This window comes from Rugamonas rivuli, assembly GCF_009380165.1.
In the GTDB taxonomy this organism is placed as follows: domain Bacteria; phylum Pseudomonadota; class Gammaproteobacteria; order Burkholderiales; family Burkholderiaceae_D; genus Rugamonas; species Rugamonas rivuli.
This window is the reverse complement of the sequence record NZ_WHUF01000001.1, coordinates 845,390-866,918: the sequence shown is the minus strand read 5'-3', so window position 1 is coordinate 866,918 and position 21,529 is coordinate 845,390. Positions and strand designations below refer to the sequence as shown.

The following is a 21,529-nucleotide window of genomic DNA, read 5'->3' as shown; positions in this document are numbered from 1 at the left end:
CGGCAACCGGAATTGGCGAACGCGAGTTCGCCTTTTTTGTATGTGCAAGTTCCACTCAATCCGAATTGGCAGACCATGTTTGAATTTATTCGTACCCATCAACGTTTGATGCAGATTCTCCTGGCGATTATTATCGTCCCGTCGTTCGCATTTGTCGGCCTCGGTAGTTACAAGGGTTTCGGCGAGGATGCCAATACGATCGCCAAGATCGACGGCAAGCCGCTGACCCAGCAGGAGTTCGACAACGCCGTGCGCAATCAGCTGGACACTTACCGCCAGCGCCTGGGCGCACAGTTCGACCAGAAGATGTTCGACACCCCTGAATTCAAGCAAAACATCCTCGACCAGCTGATCGCCGAGCGCGCTGTGGCTGCGGAAGTTGTGCATGCGCACCTGAACGTCAGCGATATCCAGCTGCAGAAGGTCATCAAGGAACAGTTCGGCGGCGAAGGCGCTTTCGACATGGAGCGCTACAAGGCCATCCTGTCCGCGCAAGGCATGACGCCGAGCATGTACGACCAGCGCCTGCGCCACGACCTGACGCTGCAACAGCTGGGCAACGCCATCCAGGCCACCGGCTTCGCGCCGCACGCCGTGGCCAAGACCCTGTCCGACATCGGCGCGCAGGAGCGCGAGGTGCAGGAACTGCTGCTGCCGGTTGCCGATTTCGTGCCGCAGGTGAAAATCACCGACGACATGGTCAAGGCTTACTACGACAAGAACGCCAAGTTCTTCGAAGTGCCCGAGCAGGCCAAGATCGAATACGTGGTCTTCAACAGCGACGCCGTCATGAGCCAGGTGTCCGTCACCGACGCCGACGTGGCCGCCTACTACGAAGCCAACAAAGCCGGTTTCGCCACGCCTGAAAGCCGCCGCGCCGCGCACATCCTGATCACGCTGAAGAAGGGCGCCAACGCCGCTGAAACCGCCGCCGCCAAGGCCAAGGCCGACGCCATCGTGGCCGAACTGCGCAAGACCCCTGGCGACTTCGCCAAGGTCGCCAAGGCCAAGTCGGAAGACCCGGTATCGGGCGAGCAGGGCGGCGATCTGGATATCGTCACCAAGGGTACGCTGCCGGCCCCGGTCGAAGCGGCCGTGCTGAAGCTGAAGCAGGGCGAGATCAGCGATGCCGTGCAATCCGACTTCGGCTTCCACGTGCTGACCGTGACCGCGCTGAAACCAGCCGTCGTCAAGCCGCTGGACGAAGTAAAAACCGAAGTGGCCGAAACGCTGAAAAAACAGAAAGCCGCCAAGAAGTATTCGGAAATGGCTGAAGCCTTCACCAACACCGTCTACGAACAGTCCGACAGCCTGAAACCGGTTGCCGACAAGCTGGGCCTGAAGATCGAAACCGCCGCCAACGTTTCGCGCACGCCGTCGCCGATGGCCGGTCCTGCTCCGTACAACAACGCCAAGTTCCTGGCTGCGCTGTTCTCCAACGAGTCGATCAGCAGCAAGCGCAACACCGAAGCGGTCGAGACCGCACCGAGCACGCTGGTAGCCGGCCGTATCGTCGAGTTCAAGGCCGCCAGCAAGCGTCCCCTGGCCGAAGTCGATGCCGCCATCCGCCAGCGCGTGACGATGGAAGAGGCTGCCAAGCTGGCCGCCAAGACCGGCGCCGAGAAACTGGCTGCGTTCAAGAAATCCGGCGACGCTACCGGCTTCGCCGCCGCCAAGCTGGTGTCCCGTTCCAAGCCTGAAGGCGTGAACGGCCTGGCCATGCAGGAAGTGATGAAAGCCGATACCGCCAAGCTGCCAGCCTACGTCGGCGTGGATGTGCCTGGCATGGGCTACGGCATCTACCGCATCGGCAAGGTGCAGCAGCCTGCGGTGCAGGACGAAGCGCGCCGCAAATCGGAAGCGGAACAGATCAGCAACATCGTTGCCCAGCAAGAGATGCATGACTACATCGAACTGTTGAAGCAAAAAGCCAAGGTCAAGGTTCTGAAACCGATCACAAAAACCACAGTTGTTGAAGTCAAGTAATTGAGTTTTCCGGGAAGCGCAGCGCGCTTCCCGGCTCCGCAGCACCCCTTCCTCCTATGGCGCCCCACGCCGTCCCCCAAGTAGTTTCCGCACCGCCATCCTCTTCATTATTGATAGTAAGTTAGCGTTTTTGAATAATTAATTGACATCTAAATTTGGCAGGTGTAACTTTGATTGGCGCACCTAGCTCATCAGTGCGCGTCAGGTTTCCACTTTCTTACCGGGGAAAAAATGAAACTAAAATCGTTCTTAATCGGGACTGTGCTGGCGGCCACCTCGATGACAACTTATGCCGCCGTCGGCGATAGCCAGAGTGTGGGTGTTACCCTGTACGGTACTCCTGCAACGGGCTATAGCACGAACTTCGGGCTGACGCATTTGGTGGTTGGCTCGTTTACCGATGTCTTTACCTTCAGCCCATCCGTGGGGCCGAGCTTGCTGAATGCCTGGGTGCAGACCATGAATTTGGGTGGCAACCACGATATCGACTTCGGGTCGGCGGATCTGAACGGTCATGCCCTGACGTTCACGCCAACGGGTGGTATCGAGGCTGGCTGGCTGGATCCTACCTGGGTCAGCGGTCCGCTGGTATTGACGGTCAACGGTATCTCGAACAGTGTCACCGCCAGCTATAGCGGCACACTGAACATCGATCCCGTGCCGGAGCCTGAAACCTACCTCATGATGCTGGGTGGTCTGGGTATCCTGTCCTACATCGGTCGCCGCCGAAAACAAAGCTAAAAAAACAGCAGCACTGCGCGCCAAAAACGCAATCTAAGCGAAGCCCCGACAGTTGGAAGCCGACTCTCGGGGCTTGGTGTTTTCAGGGCGCGAGGATGAGTGCGGCGGCCTGGAAGGCGGCGGCGTCGATGTCTTCGAGTTCCAGCGGCTGCGCCTGGCCATAGCGGACGAAATTGCGGTCGATCGAGCGCAGATAGGCCGGATCGTAGTGGTCGGCCAGCAGCTCCTCCACCAGGGCCGGTATCGCGCCTTCCACGGCCATGGCCTGCCAGCGCTTGATCTTGTCGCGGCCGTGCAGCGGCACCAGGAATTCCAGCTGCTCGTTGAGCGAGGCCGGGCTCTCGGTGAAATGCGCGTAGTCCGCCATCAGCAGGCGCACGCGGTTGGCGCGCGACAGCGTCAGCGCGATGCAGTCGGAGGCGCGCATGGCCTCCATCAGCGCGGCCGGCACGCGCAGGTTGCCGACCTTCTTGCTCTCCGATTCGACGAACACCGGCAGCGCCGGATCGAAGCGGCGCAGCGTATTCCAGATCGCGCTCTCGAAGGCTTTCTGGCTGGGCTGCGGGTGGCTGGGCAGGTGGCCCAGCACCGAGCCGCGGTGCGCGGCCAGCTGCTCCAGATCCAGCACCTGCGCGCCGTTCGCATGCAGTACTTCCAGCAGGCGGCTCTTGCCGCTGCCGGTGGTGCCGCAGATGACTTTGAAGTGCAGCGCCGGCGCCTGTTCCAGCGCGGCGTTGACGTGGGCGCGGAAGGCCTTGTAGCCACCGTCCAGCTGCACCACCGGCCAGCCTATCTTGGCCAGGATGTGGGCCATCGAGCCGCTGCGGTTGCCGCCGCGCCAGCAGTAGATCAGCGGCCGCCACTCGCGCGGCTTGTCCAGCCACAGCGCCTCGATGTGGGCGGCGATATTTTTGGCCACCAGCGCGGCGCCGACCTTCTTCGCTTCGAAGGAGTTGACCTGCTTGTACATGGTGCCGACGCGGATGCGCTGCTCGTCGTCCAGCACCGGCGCGTTGATGGCGCCGGGCAGGTGGTCGAGCGCGTACTCCGCCGGACTGCGGGCATCGATGATGGCGTCGAAGCTGTCGAGCTGCTGGAGCACGTCATCGAAACTCAGGATTTCTGGATACTTCATTTTGCCTTGATACTTTTTTGCAGGACTGGCCAGATGTTGGACAGGATGGTGGTGTGGGCCTCGGCCAGCGGGTGCAGGCGGTCGGGCTGGAACATCTGCGGCTTGTCGGCGATCCCGTCGAGCATGAACGGCACCAGCGGCGCCTTGATCTCCTTGCTCAAGCTGCCGTACATGGCGAAGAATTTGTCGGCGTAGTCGCGGCCGTAGTTGGGCGGCATGCGCATGCCGATCAACATGACGCGGGCGTCGGCCTTGGCGGCGGCATCGGCCATCGCGCGCAGATTGGTTTCGGCGGCGGCCACCGGCAGGCCGCGCAGGCCGTCGTTGGCGCCCAGTTCGATCACCACCAGCGCCGGTTTGTACTTTTGCAGCAGCGCCGGCAGGCGCGAACGGCCGCCGCTGGTGGTCTCGCCGCTGACGCTGGCGTTGACCACGGTGGCGTCGATTTTCTGCGCCTTGATCTTCTGTTCGGCCAGCGCGACCCAGCCGGCGCCGCGCGCCAGGCCGTATTCGGCCGACAGGCTGTCGCCGAGCACCAGCACGGTTTTTGGTGCAGAATAGGCGCTCGCCGCCGCCGATAACAGCAGCAGGGCCGACAAAGCCTGTACACTCAGTTTTTTTGATAAACCGTTTTTTAAACCATCTAACACATTCAGCATGCCTGATTTCCCTAAAGCGTCTTCCAATTTTATGCCGGATGGTCCGGGCTTGACGGCCAGCGCCGCAGCCGCGCCGCAGTCCGGCACGCAGCCGGCCATCGCGGTCCAGGGCCTGGCCAAGCGCGTGGCCGACGCCAGCGGCGAGCTGACGATCTTGCACGAGGTGGATTTTACCGTGCAAAAAGCCGAGACGCTCGCCATTGTAGGCGCTTCCGGCTCCGGCAAGTCGACTTTGCTCGGCTTGCTCGCGGGCTTGGATACGCCCAGCGCGGGCAAGGTGATGTTGAATGGCGTCGATATCTACGCGCTGGACGAGGATGGCAGAGCCGCGCTGCGCAAGGAAAAGCTGGGCTTCGTGTTCCAGTCCTTCCAGCTGCTGGCGCATCTGACGGCGCTGGAGAACGTCATGCTGCCGCTGGAACTGCGCGGCGCCCACCATGCGCGCGAGCAGGCCGAGTCCATGTTGGAGCGGGTGGGGCTGTCCAGCCGCTTGAAGCACTATCCCAAGTACCTGTCCGGCGGCGAGCAGCAGCGCGTGGCGCTGGCGCGCGCCTTTGTCACCGAACCGCCGCTGCTGTTCGCCGACGAGCCGACCGGCAGCCTGGACGCCGCCACCGGCGAAGCCGTCATCAAGCTGATGTTCGACCTGAATCGCCAGCATGGCTCGACGCTGGTGCTGGTGACGCACGACCAGTCCATGGCGCAGCGCTGCGGCCGCACCATCACCATCGCGGCGGGCCGGCTGGTATAGGTTGACGCCTTCTAGCGCCCGTGGTGCTGGACCATGCGGTTGAGCGCCACGCGGATCGCCGGTATCAGTTCGCCTGCGGTCAAGCCTATCGGCCCGGCGCCTTCCGTTACCAGCACATCGGCCGCCATGCCGTGCAGCCAGACCCCGGCCAGCGCGGCTTCCCACATCGGCCAGCCTTGCGCCATCAGGCTGCCGCACAGGCCGGACAGCACGTCGCCGGTACCGGCCGTGGCCAGCGCCGGATTGCCGGTGGTGTTGATGACGGCATCGCCGTTGGGCGCGGCGATCACCGTGCCGGAACCCTTCAGCACCACATGCGCGTTCAACTTCGCGGCCAGTTTGCGGGCCATGCCGACACGGTCGGCCTGCACCTCGGCGATGGAGCAGCCGAGCAGCCGCGCTGCTTCCAGCGGATGCGGCGTCAGCACGCTGCCACCTGGGCGCTGCGCCAGCGCCGTTTGCAGCCGCGGATTGGCCGCCAGCAGATTGAGGGCGTCGGCATCGGCCAGCAGCGCGCTGCCGCTGGCGATGGCACTGGCCAGCATGTCCGAGGCATATGGTGATGCGCCCAGGCCCGGACCGGCCACCAGCGTGGCCTGCTCCAGGTCGAACCCGGCCGCCGTGCGGCACATCAGCTCCGGCTGGCCGAAGTCGCAGGGCAGTGCGTCTTCCACAAACAGGGTGTAGACGCGGCCGGCGCCGCTGTTGAGCGCCGTGCGCGATGCCAGCAGCGGTGCGCCCGTCATGCCTTGCGCGCCGCCGATCACTGCCACGTTGCCGTAGCTGCCCTTGTGCGTATTGTGGCGCCGCGCGCGCAGGTGGCGCGAGAAGAATTTGACGTCGTTCAGGTGCAGCCGCGCCGGCGCGAAGTGGGCGGCGTCGATGTCGAGCCGCGATACGTCCACCAGCCCCGCGTAGTCGCGGCCGTCGCAGGTGTGCAGGCCGGGCTTGTTGCCGATGAAAGTGACGGTGTGGGTGGCGTGGATCGCGACGCCGTCCGGGCCGACGATGGCGCCGGTGTCGGCATCGAGCCCGCTCGGCAGGTCCAGCGACAGCACCGAGCATTTGAGGCCGTTGACCGTTTCAGCTACTGCGCGCAGCGCGCCGGCCAGCGGACGTTGCAGGCCGATGCCGAACAGGCCGTCGACCACCAGCGTCCATTCGGTGGCTGCGATCGCCGCCGCGTCCAGGTCGGCGAAGCGGGCATCGCTGGTCTGCGCCCGCTGCATCGCGGCCGCGCGCTCGGCGGACCGCTCCGACTGGGGCGGGAAATGCAGGATAGTGACCTGCGCGCCGGCATAGGCCAGATGGGCCGCCGTCTCCAGCGCATCGCCGCCGTTATTGCCCGGGCCAGCCAGCACCAGCACCTTGGCATTGGCGGTGGAGAAGGGCAGCAGGTCCAGCGCGGCATTGGCGCCGGCCTGGCCGGCGCGCTGCATCAGTGCACCGTCCGGCAGCGCAGCGGCGGCGGCTTGTTCGATGGCGCGTATCTCCGCGCTGGAGTAGAGTGGGTTCATGGTGTAATTTTAGCATCTAAATTATGTTGTAAGCCCGCTGTCCCGTGCGCGGCCGAGCTACTACAATATACGCTTCAGTCATCGTAACGAGGCAGGCATGGATTGGCAATTCTGGATAGACCGGGGCGGTACGTTCACCGACATCGTGGCGCGTCCGCCCGATGGACGCCTGCGCACGCTCAAGCTGCTATCCGAGAATCCCGAACACTACCCCGATGCCGCCATCGCCGGCATACGCCAGCTGATGGGCGTGGCCAAGGGCAAGCCGATACCTGTGGCGCAGATCGGCGCCGTCAAGATGGGCACCACCGTCGCCACCAACGCGCTGTTGGAGCGCAAAGGCGAGCCGACAGCGCTGGCCATCACGCGCGGCTTCCGCGATGCGCTGCGCATCGCTTATCAAAACCGTCCGCGCCTGTTCGACCGCCACATTCTGCTGCCCGAGCTGTTGTACAGCCATGTGATCGAAATCGACGAACGCATGGGCGCGCATGGCGAGACCGTGCTCGATCTCGACATGGAGACCGCCCGCGCCGGCCTGGCCGCAGCCTATGACATGGGCCTGCGTTCGCTGGCCATCGTCTTCATGCACGGCTACCGCTATCAGGCGCACGAGGTCAAGGTGGCCGAGATGGCGCGCTTGATGGGCTTTACCCAGGTATCGGTTTCGCACGAAGTGAGTCCGATGATGAAGCTGGTGGCGCGCGGCGACACCACCGTCGTTGACGCCTACCTGTCGCCCATCCTGCGCCGCTACGTCGACCAGGTGGCGAAGGAAATGCCGGGCGTGAACCTGCAGTTCATGCAGTCCAGCGGCGGCTTGAGCGACGCGCGCGCCTTCCACGGCAAGGACAGCATCCTGAGCGGCCCGGCCGGCGGCATCGTCGGCATGGTCCGCGCCAGCAAGCTGGCGGGCTTCGACAAGGTAATCGGCTTCGACATGGGCGGCACCTCGACCGACGTGTCGCACTTCTCCGGCGAGTTCGAACGCGTGTTCGAAACCCAGGTGGCCGGCGTGCGCATGCGCGCGCCGATGATGAGCATACACACAGTGGCGGCGGGCGGCGGCTCCATCCTGCATTTCGACGGCAGCCGCTATCGCGTTGGCCCGGACAGCGCGGGCGCCAATCCGGGGCCGGCCAGCTACCGGCGCGGTGGCCCGCTTGCGGTCACGGACTGCAATGTCATGCTGGGCAAAATCCAGCCGCATCACTTCCCGCAGCTGTTCGGCGCGGAAGGCCGGCAGGCGCTCGATGCGCAGGCCGTGCGCAGCCGCTTCACCGAACTGGCGGCGCAGATCACGGCCGCCACCGGCAAGGAGAGCACGCCGGAACAGGTGGCCGAGGGCTTCATCGAAATCGCCGTCGGCAATATGGCCAACGCGATCAAGCAGATTTCCGTGCAGCGCGGGCACGACGTGACCGAATACACGCTGACCAGCTTCGGCGGCGCGGGCGGGCAGCACGCCTGCCTGGTGGCCGATGCGCTGGGCATGACGACGGTGTTCGTGCATTCGCTGGCCGGCGTCATGTCGGCCTACGGCATGGGCCTGGCCGACCAGACCGTGATACGCGAGGCGGCGGTGGAAGTGCGCCTGAGCGTGGAAGCGCTGGTGGACCTCGATGCGCGCCTGCATGCGCTGGGCCGCCAGGCGCGCGCCGACTTGCATCACCAGGGCGTGGAGGACGAGCGCATCGTGCTGATACGGCGCGTGCATCTGCGCTACGAGGGCACCGATTCGGCGCTCATGGTGCTGTTCGATACCACCGACAGCATGACGGCGCAGTTCGAAGCGGCTTATCGCAAGCGCTATTCCTTCCTGATGCCTTCCAAGGCGCTGATCGTCGAGGCGGTGTCGGTGGAGGCGGTCGGCAAGTCCGACGCGCCGTCGGAGACGGTGGAGCCGGCCGCGCGCCGCGTGTCCGGCCTGATGCCGCATGCGGTGGTGCCGATGTACACCGGCGGCAAATGGCGCCAGACCAATCTGTATCAGCGCGGCGCCACGCGCATCGGCGATGTCGTCAAGGGCCCGGCCATCATCGCCGAGGCGAATGCGACCACCATCGTCGAAGCGGGCTGGCAGGCCGAGGTAACGCTGCACGACCATCTGGTGCTCAAGCGCGTGACGGCGCTGCCGGAGCGCCGCGCCATCGGCACCAGCGCCGATCCGGTGATGCTGGAGATCTTCAACAACCTGTTCATGTCGATCGCCGAGCAGATGGGACTGCGCCTCCAGAACACCGCCTACTCGGTCAACATCAAGGAGCGGCTGGACTTCAGCTGCGCCATCTTCGACGCCGACGGCAACCTGATCGCCAACGCGCCGCACATGCCGGTGCACCTGGGCTCCATGGGCGAGAGCATCAAGACGGTGATGCGCGAGAACGCGGGTCAGATGCGCGCAGGTGATGTCTTCATGCTCAACGATCCCTACAACGGCGGCACCCATTTGCCGGATGTGACGGTGATCTCGCCGGTGTTCGACGAGGCGGGCGTGGACATCCTGTTCTACGTCGGCTCGCGCGGACACCATGCGGATATCGGCGGCACCACGCCGGGTTCGATGCCGCCAGATTCCCGCGTGATCGAGGAAGAGGGTGTATTGATCAACAACTTCAAGCTGGTGGATGGCGCCAATGCGGGCGCCGCCGGCGGCCAGCTGCGCGAGGCAGAAACGCGCGCGCTGCTGGCGGGCGCGCGCTACCCGGCCCGTAATCCCGACCAGAACATGGCGGACCTGCGCGCGCAGGTGGCCGCCAACCAGAAGGGCGTGGACGAGCTGCACAAGATGGTCGCGCACTTCGGGCTGGAGGTGGTGCAGGCCTACATGGGCCACGTGCAGGACAATGCCGAGGAATCCGTACGCCGCGTCATCAGCGCGCTGAAGGACGGCAGCTACACGCTGCAGCTGGATAACGGCGCGCAGATACAGGTGGCGGTGCGGGTCGACCAGGCCAGCCGCAGCGCGGAGATCGACTTCACCGGCACGTCGCCGCAGCTGGAGAACAACTTCAACGCGCCGTCGGCGGTGTGCATGGCGGCTGTGCTGTACGTGTTCCGCACGCTGGTCAACGACGAGATTCCGCTCAACGCCGGCTGCCTGAAACCGTTGAAGGTGCTGATACCGCCGGGCTCCATGCTCAATCCGCATTATCCGGCATCGGTGGTGTCGGGGAATGTGGAGACGTCGACCTGCATCACCAACGCGCTGTACGGCGCGCTGGGCGTGATGGCGGCGGCGCAGGGCACGATGAACAATTTCACTTTCGGGAATGCGCGCTACCAGTACTACGAAACCATCAGCGGCGGCTCCGGCGCGGGGCCGGGCTTCGACGGCACCAGCGTGGTTCAGACCAATATGACCAACTCGCGCCTGACCGATCCCGAGATCCTGGAGTTCCGCTTCCCTGTGCGGCTGGAGAGCTACGCCATCCGCGAAGGCAGCGGCGGCGCGGGGCAGTGGCATGGCGGGAACGGCGGCACGCGCAAGGTGCGCTTCCTCGAACCGATGACGGCGGCCATCCTGTCCAATAACCGCATCCATGCGCCGTTCGGCATGGCGGGCGGCGAGCCCGGTGCGCTGGGCCGCAACACGGTGGTGCGCGCGGACGGCCGCGTCGAAGAACTGGCCCACATCGGCAAGACCGATATGCAGGCGGGCGATATGTTCGTGATCGACACGCCGGGCGGCGGCGGCTACGGCCCGGCCGGCGGCGAGGGTGGACGATGACGCCACTGCAGGCCGGTAGCTTCCTGCTGCGGCCCTTCATCGCCGCCGACGCGCCGGCCTTCGCGGCAGGCGTGCGGGAATCGATGGACAGCGTGGGCATGTGGATGACCTGGGCGCACGCCGAATACTCCGATGAGCAGGCGCTGTCCTGGTTCGAATGGTGCGACGCCAGCCGTGCCGATGGCAGCGCACACGAATTCGGCATCTTCCTCGCGGACGGCGTAACGCTGGTCGGCGGTGGCGGATTGAATCAGCTGAACGCGGTGAACGGCTTCTGCAACCTGGGCTACTGGGTGCGCGCCTCGGCGCAGAGGCAGGGCGCGGCGGCGGCAGCGGTGGGTGCATTGTCGCGCTACGCCTTCGAGCAGCTGAATCAATCGCGGGTGGAAATCGTGATCGCGGCGGGCAACGAGCCCAGTGCCGCCGTGGCCCGCAAGGCCGGTGCCACGCACGAATGCCTGGCCCGCAACCGCCTCAAGCTGCGCGGCCTTTGCGTGGATGCCCACGTCTTCTCCATGATACCGGCCTAGCCTCGCAGACCGGTGCGCCTGCCGATACCGTCGGCATCGAAAAATAGTACCAGCGATTCCCGGCTTGTCGATGGCCGGGACGCAGCGTACAGTTTTGGTTCGATGAACAGACGGGAAGGGAGGACACAGTGCGTACGATACTCAAGCTCCTGCGTGGACGAGGCTCGGCGAACCGCGCGATCCGGTCGGCCTTTCTGCTCTGCGCCCTGTACTTCGTGACGTGGTACCTGATTTCCCACCTGTCGAACTTCCCCGGCTCGCTGATGTTCTGATTACGCCGTCGTCGCGATACCGTACTTGCGCTGGGTGTGCGAATACTGCGCCTGCAGCGCCTCCAGCGAAGGATGGGCCGGGTCGATCTTGCGCATGCGCTCCAGCAGGAAGGCGCATTGCTCGGCCAGCGGAACCTCCCAACCCAGATCGTCCAGCTGCTTGAGTATCGCCGACGTCGCCGCCGGCAGCAGCGACATATTGGCCGGCGCCTTGCGCAAGGCCGCGTTCAGCGTATCGACCGCCGCCCGCAGGTCGCCCTGGCCGCGCTGCTCGGCTGCGTGGGCGATCAGCTCTTCCACATGATGCTTGATCTGCTCGCCCATGCCCGCCGCCAGATCGTGGCGGCCCGCCTTTTCGAACACCTGCACCGCATCGTCCATCGACACGCCGCTTTCGGTATCGTTCATCAGGTTGAGCATCAGGTCGGACGCCTGCTGGTCCAGCTTCACATTCAGGCAGCTGTGTACCAGACCGATTTTCAGCCCGGTCGACAGGCCACGGCTGGCGCCGATGGCATTGACGGCGGTGGTCAGCTCGGCCGCCGCTGCGGTGATATTGCCGCTCATTTCCTGCAGCAGGCCGGCGGCGATGGCCCGGCAGGCCTCGACGTTGGCGCTGGCGCGCAGTGAGCGTTCCATGTCGCGTATCACGCCGCTGGCCTGGTTGGCGTCGCCTTTCTTGACCAGCGTCTTGACCAGCTTGACGTGGTCTTCCGGGTCGCGGAATTCGGAGTACTTGGCCTTGGCCACCACCTGCTTGAACGCCTTCTCGGCGACGCCGACGTCGCCGGTCTCGTATGCCACTTCGCCCAAGTGGCGCAGGCGGTGCACCATATTGGGCGAGATCGCCACCGCGTCTTCCAGGATCTTCTTGGCCGACTCCTGCTGGCCCAGCGCCTCGTGCGTGCGCGCGAGCAGGTCGTAGGCCGCCATGAACTTGGGATTGTGGGTCAGCAGGTCCTGCAGCGTGTCCTGCGCCTCGATGTACTTCTGCTGTCCGAATTGGCAGCGCGCCATGCCCAGGTGCGCCCAGGCGATGGGGCGGGTCATCAGGATCACCTGGTACACCACCTCGGCCTCGGCCAGCTCCTCCAGCGTCACCAGCAGCTCGGCGCGCAGGCGCGCGAAGTCGATGGCGTAGCGGGGATTCTTTTCCTCTGCGATCAGGCATTCGGCGACGGCCTTGCGGATGCTACCCATTTCCACCAGCTGGTGTATCGGCAGGAACACGTCGCGCCGCTCGACCGCCTTGCGGATGCGCTGCAGCAGTGCGTCCACGGTGAAGGGCTTGAGTACGTAATCGGTCGGCGTCAGTTCGGCCGCGCCTATCACTTTGCTGTAGACGCCTTCGGAGGTGAGCATGATGAAGATGGTGGACGGCAGTATCAGCTTGTGCAGGCGCAGGTCTTCCAGCAGTTGCTGGCCATCCTGGCCGTTGTTCTCGCCGCTGCCGTTGCCCAGGTCGTACTCGCACAGCACGATGTCGAACGGTTTCTTGCCCAGCTGGCGGATGGCCGTGCCGGAGCTGACCGCGTAGTCGATCTTGGTGATGCCGGCCTGGTTCAGCATATTGTGCAGGCTACCGCGCATCCCCGGGTTGGGGTCGACGATCAGCACCGACAAATCACTATATTCCGCCATGTTACGCATCCTAGCTAAAGTTAAATCTAGCATACTCCATGGCAAGTCAAAATGTTATGAAAACCCGGCGCTTTGCCCGTGGCAGGGGCATAAACCCGCCCAAAATGACTGAAAATGTTGCTTTGACGGCAGTTTTTGGCCCGAATTGGCGCTGTATAGACGACGGCGTAACGGGTATAATGCGCGCAAAGGAAATTATGCATTACAAGTATCTCGTGCTCCATCTACCTTTAATCCGCAGCCACGCTGCATCAACCATCCTCCAAATATGTTGATCCTGCCGGGCTCCAACGCCCTGTCCGCATTCCGTAGCCAACGCCTGTTAACTCAACTGCAAGCCGCGCTGCCTGCCGTCGCCGCCGTCCAGGCGCGCTATGTCCACTTCATCGATGCCGCCGCGCCGCTATCGGCCGACGACACCAGCCGCCTCGGCGCGCTGCTGACCTACGGTGAGCCGGCCCACGCCGACAACACCGACGGTGCAGTCGAAGAGTTCTTCGTCATTCCGCGTTTCGGCACGATCTCGCCGTGGGCTTCGAAAGCCACCGACATCGTCCACAACTGCGGCATGGCGCACATCAAGCGCGTCGAGCGCGGCATCGCCTTCCGCATCAATCTGAAGACCGGCATTTTGGGCAGCAGCATCGGCGCCGCCAAGAAGCTGTCGGACGAAGAAGTGCAGGCCGTCGCCGCGTTGCTGCACGACCGCATGACGGAATCGGTGCTGCGCCATCCTGACGAAGCCGCCGGCCTGTTCCGCACGCTGGAAGCGAAGCCGCTGGAATCGGTGGACGTGATCGGCATGGGCAAGGCAGCGCTGGAAAAGGCCAACACGGACCTGGGCCTGGCGATGTCGGACGACGAGATCGAGTACCTGGACGCCGCCTTCACCAAGGCCGGCCGCAACCCGACCGACGTCGAGCTGATGATGTTCGCGCAGGCGAACTCGGAGCACTGCCGCCACAAGATCTTCAACGCCGATTGGACCATCGACGGCGAAGCGCAGACCAAGTCGCTGTTCGGCATGATCAAGAACACCCACCAGCTGCAGCCGAAAGGCACCATCGTCGCCTACAGCGACAACTCGTCGATCATGGAAGGCGCGGAAGTGATGCGCTTCTTCCCGCAGGGCGACGCGCACCAGTACGCGCCGACCACCGAGTTGACGCACACACTGATGAAAGTGGAAACCCACAATCACCCGACCGCGATCTCCCCGTTCCCTGGCGCCTCCACCGGCGCCGGCGGCGAGATCCGCGATGAAGGCGCGACCGGCCGTGGCGCCAAGCCGAAGGCTGGCCTGACCGGCTTCACCGTGTCGAACCTGATGCTGCCGGGCGCCGTGCAGGCATGGGAAAACGATGCCGACGTCACCGCGCCAGTGGCCGACTACCGCAACAGCGGCAAGGCCTACGGCAAGCCAGACCGCATCGCTTCGGCGCTGCAGATCATGATCGAAGGCCCGCTGGGCGGCGCTGCGTTCAGCAATGAATTCGGCCGTCCGGTACTGGGCGGTTACTTCCGTACCTACGAACAGAATATCGGCAAGCAGTTCGCCGGCGCGCACGACACCGTGTTCGGCTACCACAAGCCGATCATGATCGCGGGCGGCATCGGTAACATCTCCGGCCAGCACACGCACAAGAACGACATCCCGGTCGGCAGCCTGCTGGTGCAGCTGGGTGGTCCGGGCATGCGCATCGGCATGGGCGGCTCGGCCGCGTCGTCGATGGCCACCGGCACCAACACTGCGGACCTGGACTTCGACTCGGTCCAGCGCGGCAATCCAGAGATGGAACGCCGTGCGCAGGAAGTCATCAACGGCTGCTGGCAGTTGGGCGCCAACAATCCGATCATCTCGATCCACGACGTCGGCGCAGGCGGTCTGTCGAACGCCTTCCCGGAGATCACCAACGACGCCAAGCGCGGCGCGATCTTCGACCTGCGCAAGATCCCGCTGGAAGAAAGCGGCATGGCGCCGAAAGAAATCTGGTCCAACGAATCGCAAGAGCGCTATGTGCTGGCGATCTCGCCGGACAGCCTGCCGATGTTCAAGGCGCTGTGCGAGCGTGAGCGCTGCCTGTTCGCAGTCGTCGGTACCGCGACCGAAGAGCGTCAACTGAAGCTGATCGATCCTGAGCTGGGCAACGAGCCTGTCGACATGCCGATGGACGTCCTGCTGGGCAAACCGCCTAAGATGCAGCGCGACGTGCATCACGTACAAAACGAATTCCCTGCGATCGACCTGACCGGCATGGACCTGGAAGAAGCCGCCAAGCGCGTGCTGCTGCTGCCTACCGTTGGCGACAAGTCCTTCCTGATCACCATCGGCGACCGTACCGTGGGCGGCATGTCCGTGCGCGACCAGATGGTCGGCCCATGGCAGGTGCCGGTAGCCGATTGCGCCGTCACCGCGATGAGCTTCGAAGGCTATCTGGGCGAAGCGATGGCGATGGGCGAGCGTACTCCGCTGGCCGTGATCAACGCCGCAGCGTCGGGCCGCATGGCCGTCGCCGAGGCGATCACCAACATCGCCGCCGCGCCGATCAAGGATATCTCCGACATCAAACTGTCCGCCAACTGGATGGCCGCCTGCGGCCAGCCTGGCCAGGATGCAGCGCTGTTCGACACTGTCAAGGCAGTCGGCATGGAGCTGTGCCCGGCGCTGGGTATCAGCATCCCGGTCGGTAAAGACTCGCTGTCGATGCGCACCACCTGGAAGGATGAAGGCGACCAAAAGGCTGTCACCTCGCCGGTTTCGCTGATCGTCTCGGCCTTCGCGCCGGTGCACGACGTACGCAAGTCGCTGACCCCGCAGATCAAGACCGACGCTGGCGACACCGCCATCATCCTGATCGATCTGGGTCGCGGCAAGAACCGTCTGGGCGCATCCGCGCTGTCGCTGGTCATGGGTCAGCTGGGCAACGAAGCACCTGACGTGGACAGCCCTGAAGACCTGAAAGCCTTCTTCACCGCGATCCAGCAACTGAACAACGACGGCAAGCTGCTGGCCTACCACGACCGATCCGACGGCGGCCTGTATGGCACGCTGACCGAGATGGCCTTCGCCGGCCGTGCGGGCCTGTCGATCAACCTCGACATCCTGACCTTGGAACAAGGCCACGGCGCCGACCAGGGCGACGCCAAGAACTGGGCCGGCCAGATCGCCGAACGCCGCAACGAGCAAACGCTGCGCGCGCTGTTCTCCGAAGAGCTGGGTGCTGTGATCCAGGTTCGCGCCGAAGAGAAGTCGCTGGTGATGGACGTGCTGCGCACCTTCAACCTGGGCGCATGCAGCCATATCATCGGCAAGCCGAACGACCGTGGCGTGATCGAGTTCACCCGTGACGCCAAGATCATCTACACCAAGCCGCGCTCGGAACTGCACCGTCTGTGGAGTGAGACCAGCTGGCGTATCGCCCGCCTGCGCGACAATCCGGCCTGCGCCGATGCCGAATACGACCGCATCCTGGACGAAACCGATCCTGGCATCACGCCGAAGATCACCTTCGACCTGACCGAGAATGTCGCGGCGCCGTTCCTGGCGACCGGCGTGCGTCCGCGCGTGGCGATCCTGCGCGAGCAGGGCGTCAACTCGCACATCGAGACCGCATACGTGATGCACCAGGCAGGCTTCAACGCCGTCGACGTGCACATGAGCGACCTGATTGCTGGCCGCGTCAAGCTGGATGACTTCCAGGGCATCATCGCCGTCGGCGGCTTCTCGTACGGCGACGTGCTGGGCGCCGGCGAAGGCTGGGCCAAGACGATTCTGTTCAACGCCGCGCTGGCCGAGCAGTTTGCCCGCTTCTTCGCGCGCACCGACAGCTTCGGCCTGGGTGTCTGCAACGGTTGCCAGATGATGAGCAATCTGAAGTCGATCATCCCTGGCGCGCATGCGTGGCCTAAGTTCACCACCAACAAATCGGAGAAATTCGAAGCGCGCTTCGCGATGGTGGAAGTGCTGGACTCGCCGTCGATCTTCTTCAACGGCATGGCCGGCACGCAGACCGCTATCGCCATCGCCCACGGCGAAGGCTATGCGGACTTCACGCAGACCGGCAACATCAACGAAGCCGTGGCAGCGATGCGCTTCGTCGACAACCGTGGCGCCGCTACCGAAGCCTATCCGTACAATCCGAACGGTTCGCCGCAAGGCCTGACTTCGGTGACGACGGCCGACGGCCGCTTCACCGTGATGATGCCGCACGCCGAACGCGTATTCCGCTCGGTGCAGCAGTCGTGGCACCCTGAATCGTGGGGCGAGGATTCGCCTTGGATGCGCATGTTCCGCAACGCGCGCAAGTTCGTTGGGTAAGCAAGGCAGGTAAGATAAGCAAAGGCCGGAGCGATCCGGCCTTTTTTTATATCCAGCCCAACACGCCGCCGAAGACTGCCAGCGCTACGCTCACGCCCGCAGCCAGCGCGGCAACCACGGTGATCTGCCGCTTCAGCGACGTCATGTCGTGCACCCAGTAGGCGACCACGAAGAACGGCAGGTAGCCGATCAGCCAGATCAGCCACGGCGCGCTCAGGTTCCACGCAGGCCATTCCCAGACCAGCGCGCCGATGTGGTTCAGCCAGACTTCCACGCACACGCACAGCACCGAGTTGACGGCGGCCAGTAGCCAGCGGTTGTTGATACCGGCAATCTTCAGCTTGCGGTCGGCGGGCAGCGTGCGCGCCGCGTACAGCCCCATGATGGCAAACATGAAGCTGATCTCGATGTTCAGGCCGATCAGCAAGACATAGGCGGAACCATTCGGTGTGCTCCAGGCCGGCGCAAAGCCGGAGAAGTGGAATAGCATGCCGTTCCAGATCTCGTTGACCCAATCCATCAGCCAGAACGCCAGGCCCGCCAGCACCACGTTCCAGCGTCTGGCGGAAGCCTGTTCGCCGTAGGCGTGTATCACCAGCAAAAGCAGCGGAATGATGTACCACTGAAAATGCGATGCGTTGCGGACCAGTTCCTGGGCCGGTGCTGCGGATGCTGCGATCATGGCTTGCTCCCGTGGTGAAGATGAAACGATTCTAGGCACGGGGAGCATTGCTGGCTTGACAAGGTAGGACATATTTTTTGACAATTCAGGCCATGCAGAAAACTCCTCCGGCCATTCCAGGCACCTACGTCCGCATGCTGTTCGATTACCTCGAAGGGCAGGGGTGCGCCGCTGAGACAGTCTTGGGAGAGTCTGCGCCTGCGGCGGATGCCGGCGGGCTGTCCTATTCCGCCCGGCACTGGCAGATGCTGCTGGAGCGCGCCGCGCGGCACCTGGACGATCCCGCGCTGGGCCTGCGGGTGGGCGCGACCATCTCTCCCGCGCATTTGGGGGCCTTAGGCTACGTTCTGTTGGCATCCAGCGGGGTTCCGGCGGCACTGGAGCGCTACGTGCGCTATCAGCGGCTGGTGCACGATGTCAGCCCGGTCGGCTACCGGCTCGACAACAACGCTCTGGTGCTGGAATGGAGCGCCGAGTCGCGCGGCGTGGGCTTGCTGGTGAATCAATGCGGTATGGCGGCGCTGGTGCAGTTCGCCCGGGATATCACCGGCAGCGATGTGGCGCCTTTGGCCGTTCACTTCGTTGAGCCGCAACCAGCGGATCTGGCGCCGTATGTTGCGCTGTTCCGTTGTGCGCTGGTCTTTGCTGCGGCGGCCACCAGAATCGACTTTGCGGTCAGTTTGCTGAGCTTGCCGTTACGCCAGCCTGATCCGGCTTTGGTGGCGATGCTGGAGTCTCAGGTGCAACAACGTCTGGCGGCATTGCCGCAAAAAGACGATCTGGCCCAACTGGTCCGGCGCCATATTGCCAGCGCTTTGATTAAAGGCGAGCCGTTTCTTGATCAAATCGCGGACGAATTGAATATGTCCGGCCGCACACTGCGTCGGAAATTGGAGCAAGGCGGTAATACATTCCGGGTGTTATTGGACGAAACTCGTCTGCAGATGGCGCAAGGCTATTTGCGTGATAAGCGCCTGGCATTGCCCGAAGTCGCATTACTGTTGGGTTATTCCGAGCAAAGCGCTTTTAATCGCGCCTTTTTACGATGGAGCGGCGATACACCCAGCTCATGGCGTCGAAAGATGTTTATTGGCCTCGCGATAACTGAGCGCTGAAAGCCGATGTTTTTCTTTTGATGTAAATGCGCGGACGGCATCGGGATCATGGCGGGCATAATCCCTCAACGCCCAGCCGATTGCTTTTTGTATGAAAAATTCTTTTTCGTGCGCGAGCATGAGAGAGTAATTGAATAGTCTTTCAACATCCACCTTGTCGCGCCAACCTAATTGATGCAATAAGGCGATCCGGCGCACCCACATATCGTTATGCTCGATAGCCTGGTCCATTCCATCATGGCGATAACGCAAAACATCGCCGATTACCGCAGCCAGCGCATCCACCGTATCCCACCATGATTTACTCTGGACCAGCTCCAGTAGATCGGGAATATGCGCCAGCTCCAATTGTTTCCAGTGCATCGCCAGCAGATCGATTGCGACATATTGATATTCCCTTTGCGGAAAATCCCATAATGCGCGCGCATAAAGAATTAAATTATCCGCGCTTATGCCTTTTAATTGCTGGAGTAAAGGCTTGGCGGCCTGCCGTCTTTGCGGCGTGCCGACGCCCAGGAAATCGAACTGGTCGCGCATGTAAGCGCGCACGGCCGGAGCGCGCCCGGGCGTGGCGGCATGGGCGAGGGCGGTGTCGAGTGCTGTGTGGAATTCTGGAGTCATCGTTGGCCAGTATAGATGATTTTGCGTGTAGCCCCTTAGGTACGCCAGAAGTTGGCACGTATTTGCCAGATTCTGGCTTGCGGTGGGCAAAAGAAACGGCGAGTGCTACGTCGCCGGTCAAATAAAAAAGCGCCTCAGGAGGCGCTTTTTTGGGGAGAGCGGAAGCCCGGCTTATTGGACTTTGGCTTTCTTGGTCAGCTCGTCGCGGAAGGCGGCGATTTTACGCTGCTGCAGTGCTTCAGCAATCTGGCCTTTGACTTCTTCAACTGCAGGCAGTTTGGTGGCGCGGGATTCTTCCAGCTTGATCACGTGATAACCGTACTCGGTTTTAACCGGGGTCTGGGTGATTTCACCATTTTTCAGAGCAACCATCGCATCGGCGAAAGGTTTTACCAGTTTGCCCGGAGCCATCCAGCCCAGATCGCCGCCGTTATTAGCCGAACCGTCTTTCGACACTTTGGCCAGTTCTTCGAATTTACCGCCGGCTTTCAGCTTGGCGATAATATCCTTGGCTTCCTGTTCGGTTGCGACCAGGATGTGACGCGAGTGATATTCTTTCTCGCCCATGGCAGCTTTATACTTGTCGTATTCAGCTTTGATCTCGGTGTCTTTAATCGGATTCTTTTTAACGTAGTCAGCCAGCATCGCGTTGATGATAATGCTTTGACGTGCGTTTTCGATTGCTGCTTTAACTTCAGGCTTGGTGCCGAAACCTTGTTTATCCGCTTCCTGGATCATGACTTCGCGGCCGATCAATTCTTTCTTGACCATCTCACGCAGTTGCGGGCTGTCAGGCTGCTGACCTTGCGCTACTACTTGTTTGACCATCTGGTCTACTTTAGCGGCAGGAATAGCCTTGCCATTAACGGTCGCGACGTTTTGCGCGAATACCGGAGCTGCGACGACAGCGATCAGTGCTAACAACAGGCGGGTTGGCTTCAACATCATTATTAAATCCTATAAAAAAACAAGAAATCGCACTCGGGCGGTGCATTGTACCAACGCAAAATCAAAAACGGCGCCCCGCAGGGCGCCGCCTCATCTATAACATTACTGCACTTTTGCTTTCTTGACCAGTTCTTCCTGGTAGGCTTGCAGTTTCTTCTGGGCCAGTGCTTCCGCAACTTGCGGCTTCACTTCTTCCAGGGTCGGCAGTTTGGCTGCACGGATGTCGTCCACTTTGATCACGTGGAAGCCGTTCGGGGTTTGAACTGGCTTCTCGGTGACTTGGCCTTTTTGCAGGCCGACGAAGGCTGCCGAGAATGCTGGTGGGTAGGACGAAGGTACTGCCCAATCCAGATCGCCGCCATTGGCTGCGGAACCGGTGTCTTTCGACGCTTTTGCCAGTTCTTCGAACTTGGCGCCGCCTTTGATCTTGGCGATGACGTCGTTCGCTTCAGCTTCGGTTGCCATCATGATGTGGCGGACATGGTATTCCTTGTCGCCGTTCTGGGCCACGAAGCGGTCGTATTCAGCCTTGATGTCGGCATCCGAAACCGGGTTCTTCTTCATGTAGTCGCCGACCAGTGCGTTGACGATGATGGCCTGGCGGGCGTTTTCGATTTGCGTCTTGACCGCTGCATCTTTACCGAAACCTTGTTTTTCCGCTTCCTGCATCATTACTTCGCGGCCGATCAGGTCTTTCTTGATCAGTTCGCGCAGTTGAGGCGAATCCGGCTGCTGGCCTTGGGCAACGACTTGCTTGACCACGGCGTCAACGCGCGAGGTTGGGATGGCTTTGCCATTAACTACGGCAACGTTTTGAGCGAAAGCAGGTACGGCGGCAACGGCGAGAAGTGCAATCAGCAAACTGGCTGGCTTGAAAGTCATT

16 protein-coding genes are annotated in these 21,529 nt (G+C 62.7%); 8 read left to right on the top strand and 8 right to left on the bottom strand.

Features of this window, described 5'->3' with window-relative positions; translation table 11 throughout:
* Window positions 1-75 precede the first annotated feature (75 nt).
* A complete protein-coding gene (locus tag GEV01_RS03655) occupies window positions 76-1,986 on the top strand; it encodes a SurA N-terminal domain-containing protein (protein ID WP_152801774.1) in 1,911 nt (636 codons plus the stop codon).
* A gap of 231 nt (window positions 1,987-2,217) precedes the next feature.
* Window positions 2,218-2,727, top strand: coding sequence for an FxDxF family PEP-CTERM protein (locus GEV01_RS03650; protein ID WP_152801772.1), 510 nt, complete (start codon window positions 2,218-2,220; stop codon window positions 2,725-2,727).
* Between the two features lie 82 nt (window positions 2,728-2,809).
* Here the strand turns inward: GEV01_RS03650 and mnmH are convergent, their stop codons facing one another.
* Both mnmH and GEV01_RS03640 read right to left on the bottom strand, forming a co-directional pair.
* A complete protein-coding gene (gene mnmH, locus GEV01_RS03645) occupies window positions 2,810-3,862 on the bottom strand; it encodes a tRNA 2-selenouridine(34) synthase MnmH (RefSeq protein WP_152801770.1) in 1,053 nt (350 codons plus the stop codon).
* Window positions 3,859-4,521, bottom strand: a complete 663-nt coding sequence (locus tag GEV01_RS03640; RefSeq protein WP_152801768.1) for an arylesterase — start codon at window positions 4,519-4,521, stop codon at window positions 3,859-3,861. The genes mnmH and GEV01_RS03640 overlap by 4 nt, the downstream gene beginning before the upstream one ends.
* A gap of 31 nt (window positions 4,522-4,552) precedes the next feature.
* On the opposite strand from GEV01_RS03640, the gene GEV01_RS03635 reads away from it, so the two are divergent.
* Window positions 4,553-5,272 (top strand): ABC transporter ATP-binding protein, encoded by a 720-nt coding sequence (locus GEV01_RS03635; RefSeq protein WP_152801765.1) that lies wholly within the window; start codon window positions 4,553-4,555, stop codon window positions 5,270-5,272.
* 11 nt (window positions 5,273-5,283) lie between these two features.
* Here GEV01_RS03635 and GEV01_RS03630 read toward each other — a convergent pair whose 3' ends face one another.
* Entirely contained in the window at window positions 5,284-6,789 is a 1,506-nt protein-coding gene (locus GEV01_RS03630) for an NAD(P)H-hydrate dehydratase (protein WP_152801763.1), read from the bottom strand.
* Between the two features lie 97 nt (window positions 6,790-6,886).
* Between GEV01_RS03630 and GEV01_RS03625 the strand changes: the two genes are divergently transcribed.
* The 3 genes from GEV01_RS03625 to GEV01_RS30905 all read left to right on the top strand — a co-directional run bounded on the left by GEV01_RS03625 (window position 6,887) and on the right by GEV01_RS30905 (window position 11,321).
* Complete coding sequence (locus GEV01_RS03625; protein ID WP_152801761.1) at window positions 6,887-10,519, top strand: hydantoinase B/oxoprolinase family protein; 3,633 nt, start codon at window positions 6,887-6,889, stop codon at window positions 10,517-10,519.
* Complete coding sequence (locus GEV01_RS03620; protein WP_152801759.1) at window positions 10,516-11,049, top strand: GNAT family N-acetyltransferase; 534 nt, start codon at window positions 10,516-10,518, stop codon at window positions 11,047-11,049. The genes GEV01_RS03625 and GEV01_RS03620 overlap by 4 nt, the downstream gene beginning before the upstream one ends.
* A 128-nt stretch (window positions 11,050-11,177) precedes the next feature.
* Window positions 11,178-11,321: a hypothetical protein gene (locus tag GEV01_RS30905; RefSeq protein ID WP_217428357.1), complete on the top strand. Its 144-nt coding sequence runs from the start codon at window positions 11,178-11,180 to the stop codon at window positions 11,319-11,321.
* On the opposite strand, the gene GEV01_RS03615 is transcribed toward GEV01_RS30905, so the two are convergent.
* Window positions 11,322-12,962 (bottom strand): response regulator, encoded by a 1,641-nt coding sequence (locus tag GEV01_RS03615; RefSeq protein ID WP_152801757.1) that lies wholly within the window; start codon window positions 12,960-12,962, stop codon window positions 11,322-11,324.
* A gap of 268 nt (window positions 12,963-13,230) precedes the next feature.
* Between GEV01_RS03615 and purL the strand changes: the two genes are divergently transcribed.
* Window positions 13,231-17,280, top strand: a complete 4,050-nt coding sequence (gene purL, locus GEV01_RS03610) for a phosphoribosylformylglycinamidine synthase (RefSeq protein WP_152801755.1) — start codon at window positions 13,231-13,233, stop codon at window positions 17,278-17,280.
* A gap of 46 nt (window positions 17,281-17,326) precedes the next feature.
* Here the strand turns inward: purL and GEV01_RS03605 are convergent, their stop codons facing one another.
* Window positions 17,327-17,962 (bottom strand): hypothetical protein, encoded by a 636-nt coding sequence (locus tag GEV01_RS03605; protein ID WP_152801753.1) that lies wholly within the window; start codon window positions 17,960-17,962, stop codon window positions 17,327-17,329.
* Window positions 17,963-18,054: 92 nt separating this feature from the next.
* On the opposite strand from GEV01_RS03605, the gene GEV01_RS03600 reads away from it, so the two are divergent.
* On the top strand, window positions 18,055-19,077 hold the full coding sequence (locus GEV01_RS03600) for an AraC family transcriptional regulator (protein WP_217428340.1): 1,023 nt from the start codon (window positions 18,055-18,057) through the stop codon (window positions 19,075-19,077).
* Here the strand turns inward: GEV01_RS03600 and GEV01_RS03595 are convergent.
* From GEV01_RS03595 to GEV01_RS03585, 3 genes are all read right to left on the bottom strand, one after another.
* Entirely contained in the window at window positions 19,030-19,698 is a 669-nt protein-coding gene (locus tag GEV01_RS03595; RefSeq protein ID WP_152801749.1) for a DNA alkylation repair protein, read from the bottom strand. The two genes, GEV01_RS03600 and GEV01_RS03595, sit on opposite strands and share 48 nt — an antisense overlap.
* 171 nt (window positions 19,699-19,869) lie before the next feature.
* Entirely contained in the window at window positions 19,870-20,646 is a 777-nt protein-coding gene (locus GEV01_RS03590) for a peptidylprolyl isomerase (RefSeq protein ID WP_152801747.1), read from the bottom strand.
* 102 nt (window positions 20,647-20,748) lie between these two features.
* Window positions 20,749-21,528, bottom strand: a complete 780-nt coding sequence (locus GEV01_RS03585; protein ID WP_008448369.1) for a peptidylprolyl isomerase — start codon at window positions 21,526-21,528, stop codon at window positions 20,749-20,751.
* Window position 21,529 lies beyond the last annotated feature (1 nt).

Bases quoted from the DNA above. Each gene is read 5' to 3' on its own strand.
- GEV01_RS03625 (WP_152801761.1), top strand. From the start codon at position 6,887: ATGGATTGGCAATTCTGGATAGACCGGGGCGGTACGTTCACCGACATC.
- GEV01_RS03650 (WP_152801772.1), top strand. From the start codon at position 2,218: ATGAAACTAAAATCGTTCTTAATCGGGACTGTGCTGGCGGCCACCTCG.
- GEV01_RS03590 (WP_152801747.1), bottom strand. From the start codon at position 20,646: ATGATGTTGAAGCCAACCCGCCTGTTGTTAGCACTGATCGCTGTCGTC.
- purL (WP_152801755.1), top strand. From the start codon at position 13,231: ATGTTGATCCTGCCGGGCTCCAACGCCCTGTCCGCATTCCGTAGCCAA.
- GEV01_RS03620 (WP_152801759.1), top strand. From the start codon at position 10,516: ATGACGCCACTGCAGGCCGGTAGCTTCCTGCTGCGGCCCTTCATCGCC.
- GEV01_RS03615 (WP_152801757.1), bottom strand. From the start codon at position 12,962: ATGGCGGAATATAGTGATTTGTCGGTGCTGATCGTCGACCCCAACCCG.
- GEV01_RS03630 (WP_152801763.1), bottom strand. From the start codon at position 6,789: ATGAACCCACTCTACTCCAGCGCGGAGATACGCGCCATCGAACAAGCC.
- GEV01_RS03600 (WP_217428340.1), top strand. From the start codon at position 18,055: ATGCAGAAAACTCCTCCGGCCATTCCAGGCACCTACGTCCGCATGCTG.
- GEV01_RS03655 (WP_152801774.1), top strand. From the start codon at position 76: ATGTTTGAATTTATTCGTACCCATCAACGTTTGATGCAGATTCTCCTG.
- GEV01_RS03585 (WP_008448369.1), bottom strand. From the start codon at position 21,528: ATGACTTTCAAGCCAGCCAGTTTGCTGATTGCACTTCTCGCCGTTGCC.
- GEV01_RS03640 (WP_152801768.1), bottom strand. From the start codon at position 4,521: ATGCTGAATGTGTTAGATGGTTTAAAAAACGGTTTATCAAAAAAACTG.
- GEV01_RS03595 (WP_152801749.1), bottom strand. From the start codon at position 19,698: ATGACTCCAGAATTCCACACAGCACTCGACACCGCCCTCGCCCATGCC.
- GEV01_RS03635 (WP_152801765.1), top strand. From the start codon at position 4,553: ATGCCGGATGGTCCGGGCTTGACGGCCAGCGCCGCAGCCGCGCCGCAG.
- mnmH (WP_152801770.1), bottom strand. From the start codon at position 3,862: ATGAAGTATCCAGAAATCCTGAGTTTCGATGACGTGCTCCAGCAGCTC.
- GEV01_RS03605 (WP_152801753.1), bottom strand. From the start codon at position 17,962: ATGATCGCAGCATCCGCAGCACCGGCCCAGGAACTGGTCCGCAACGCA.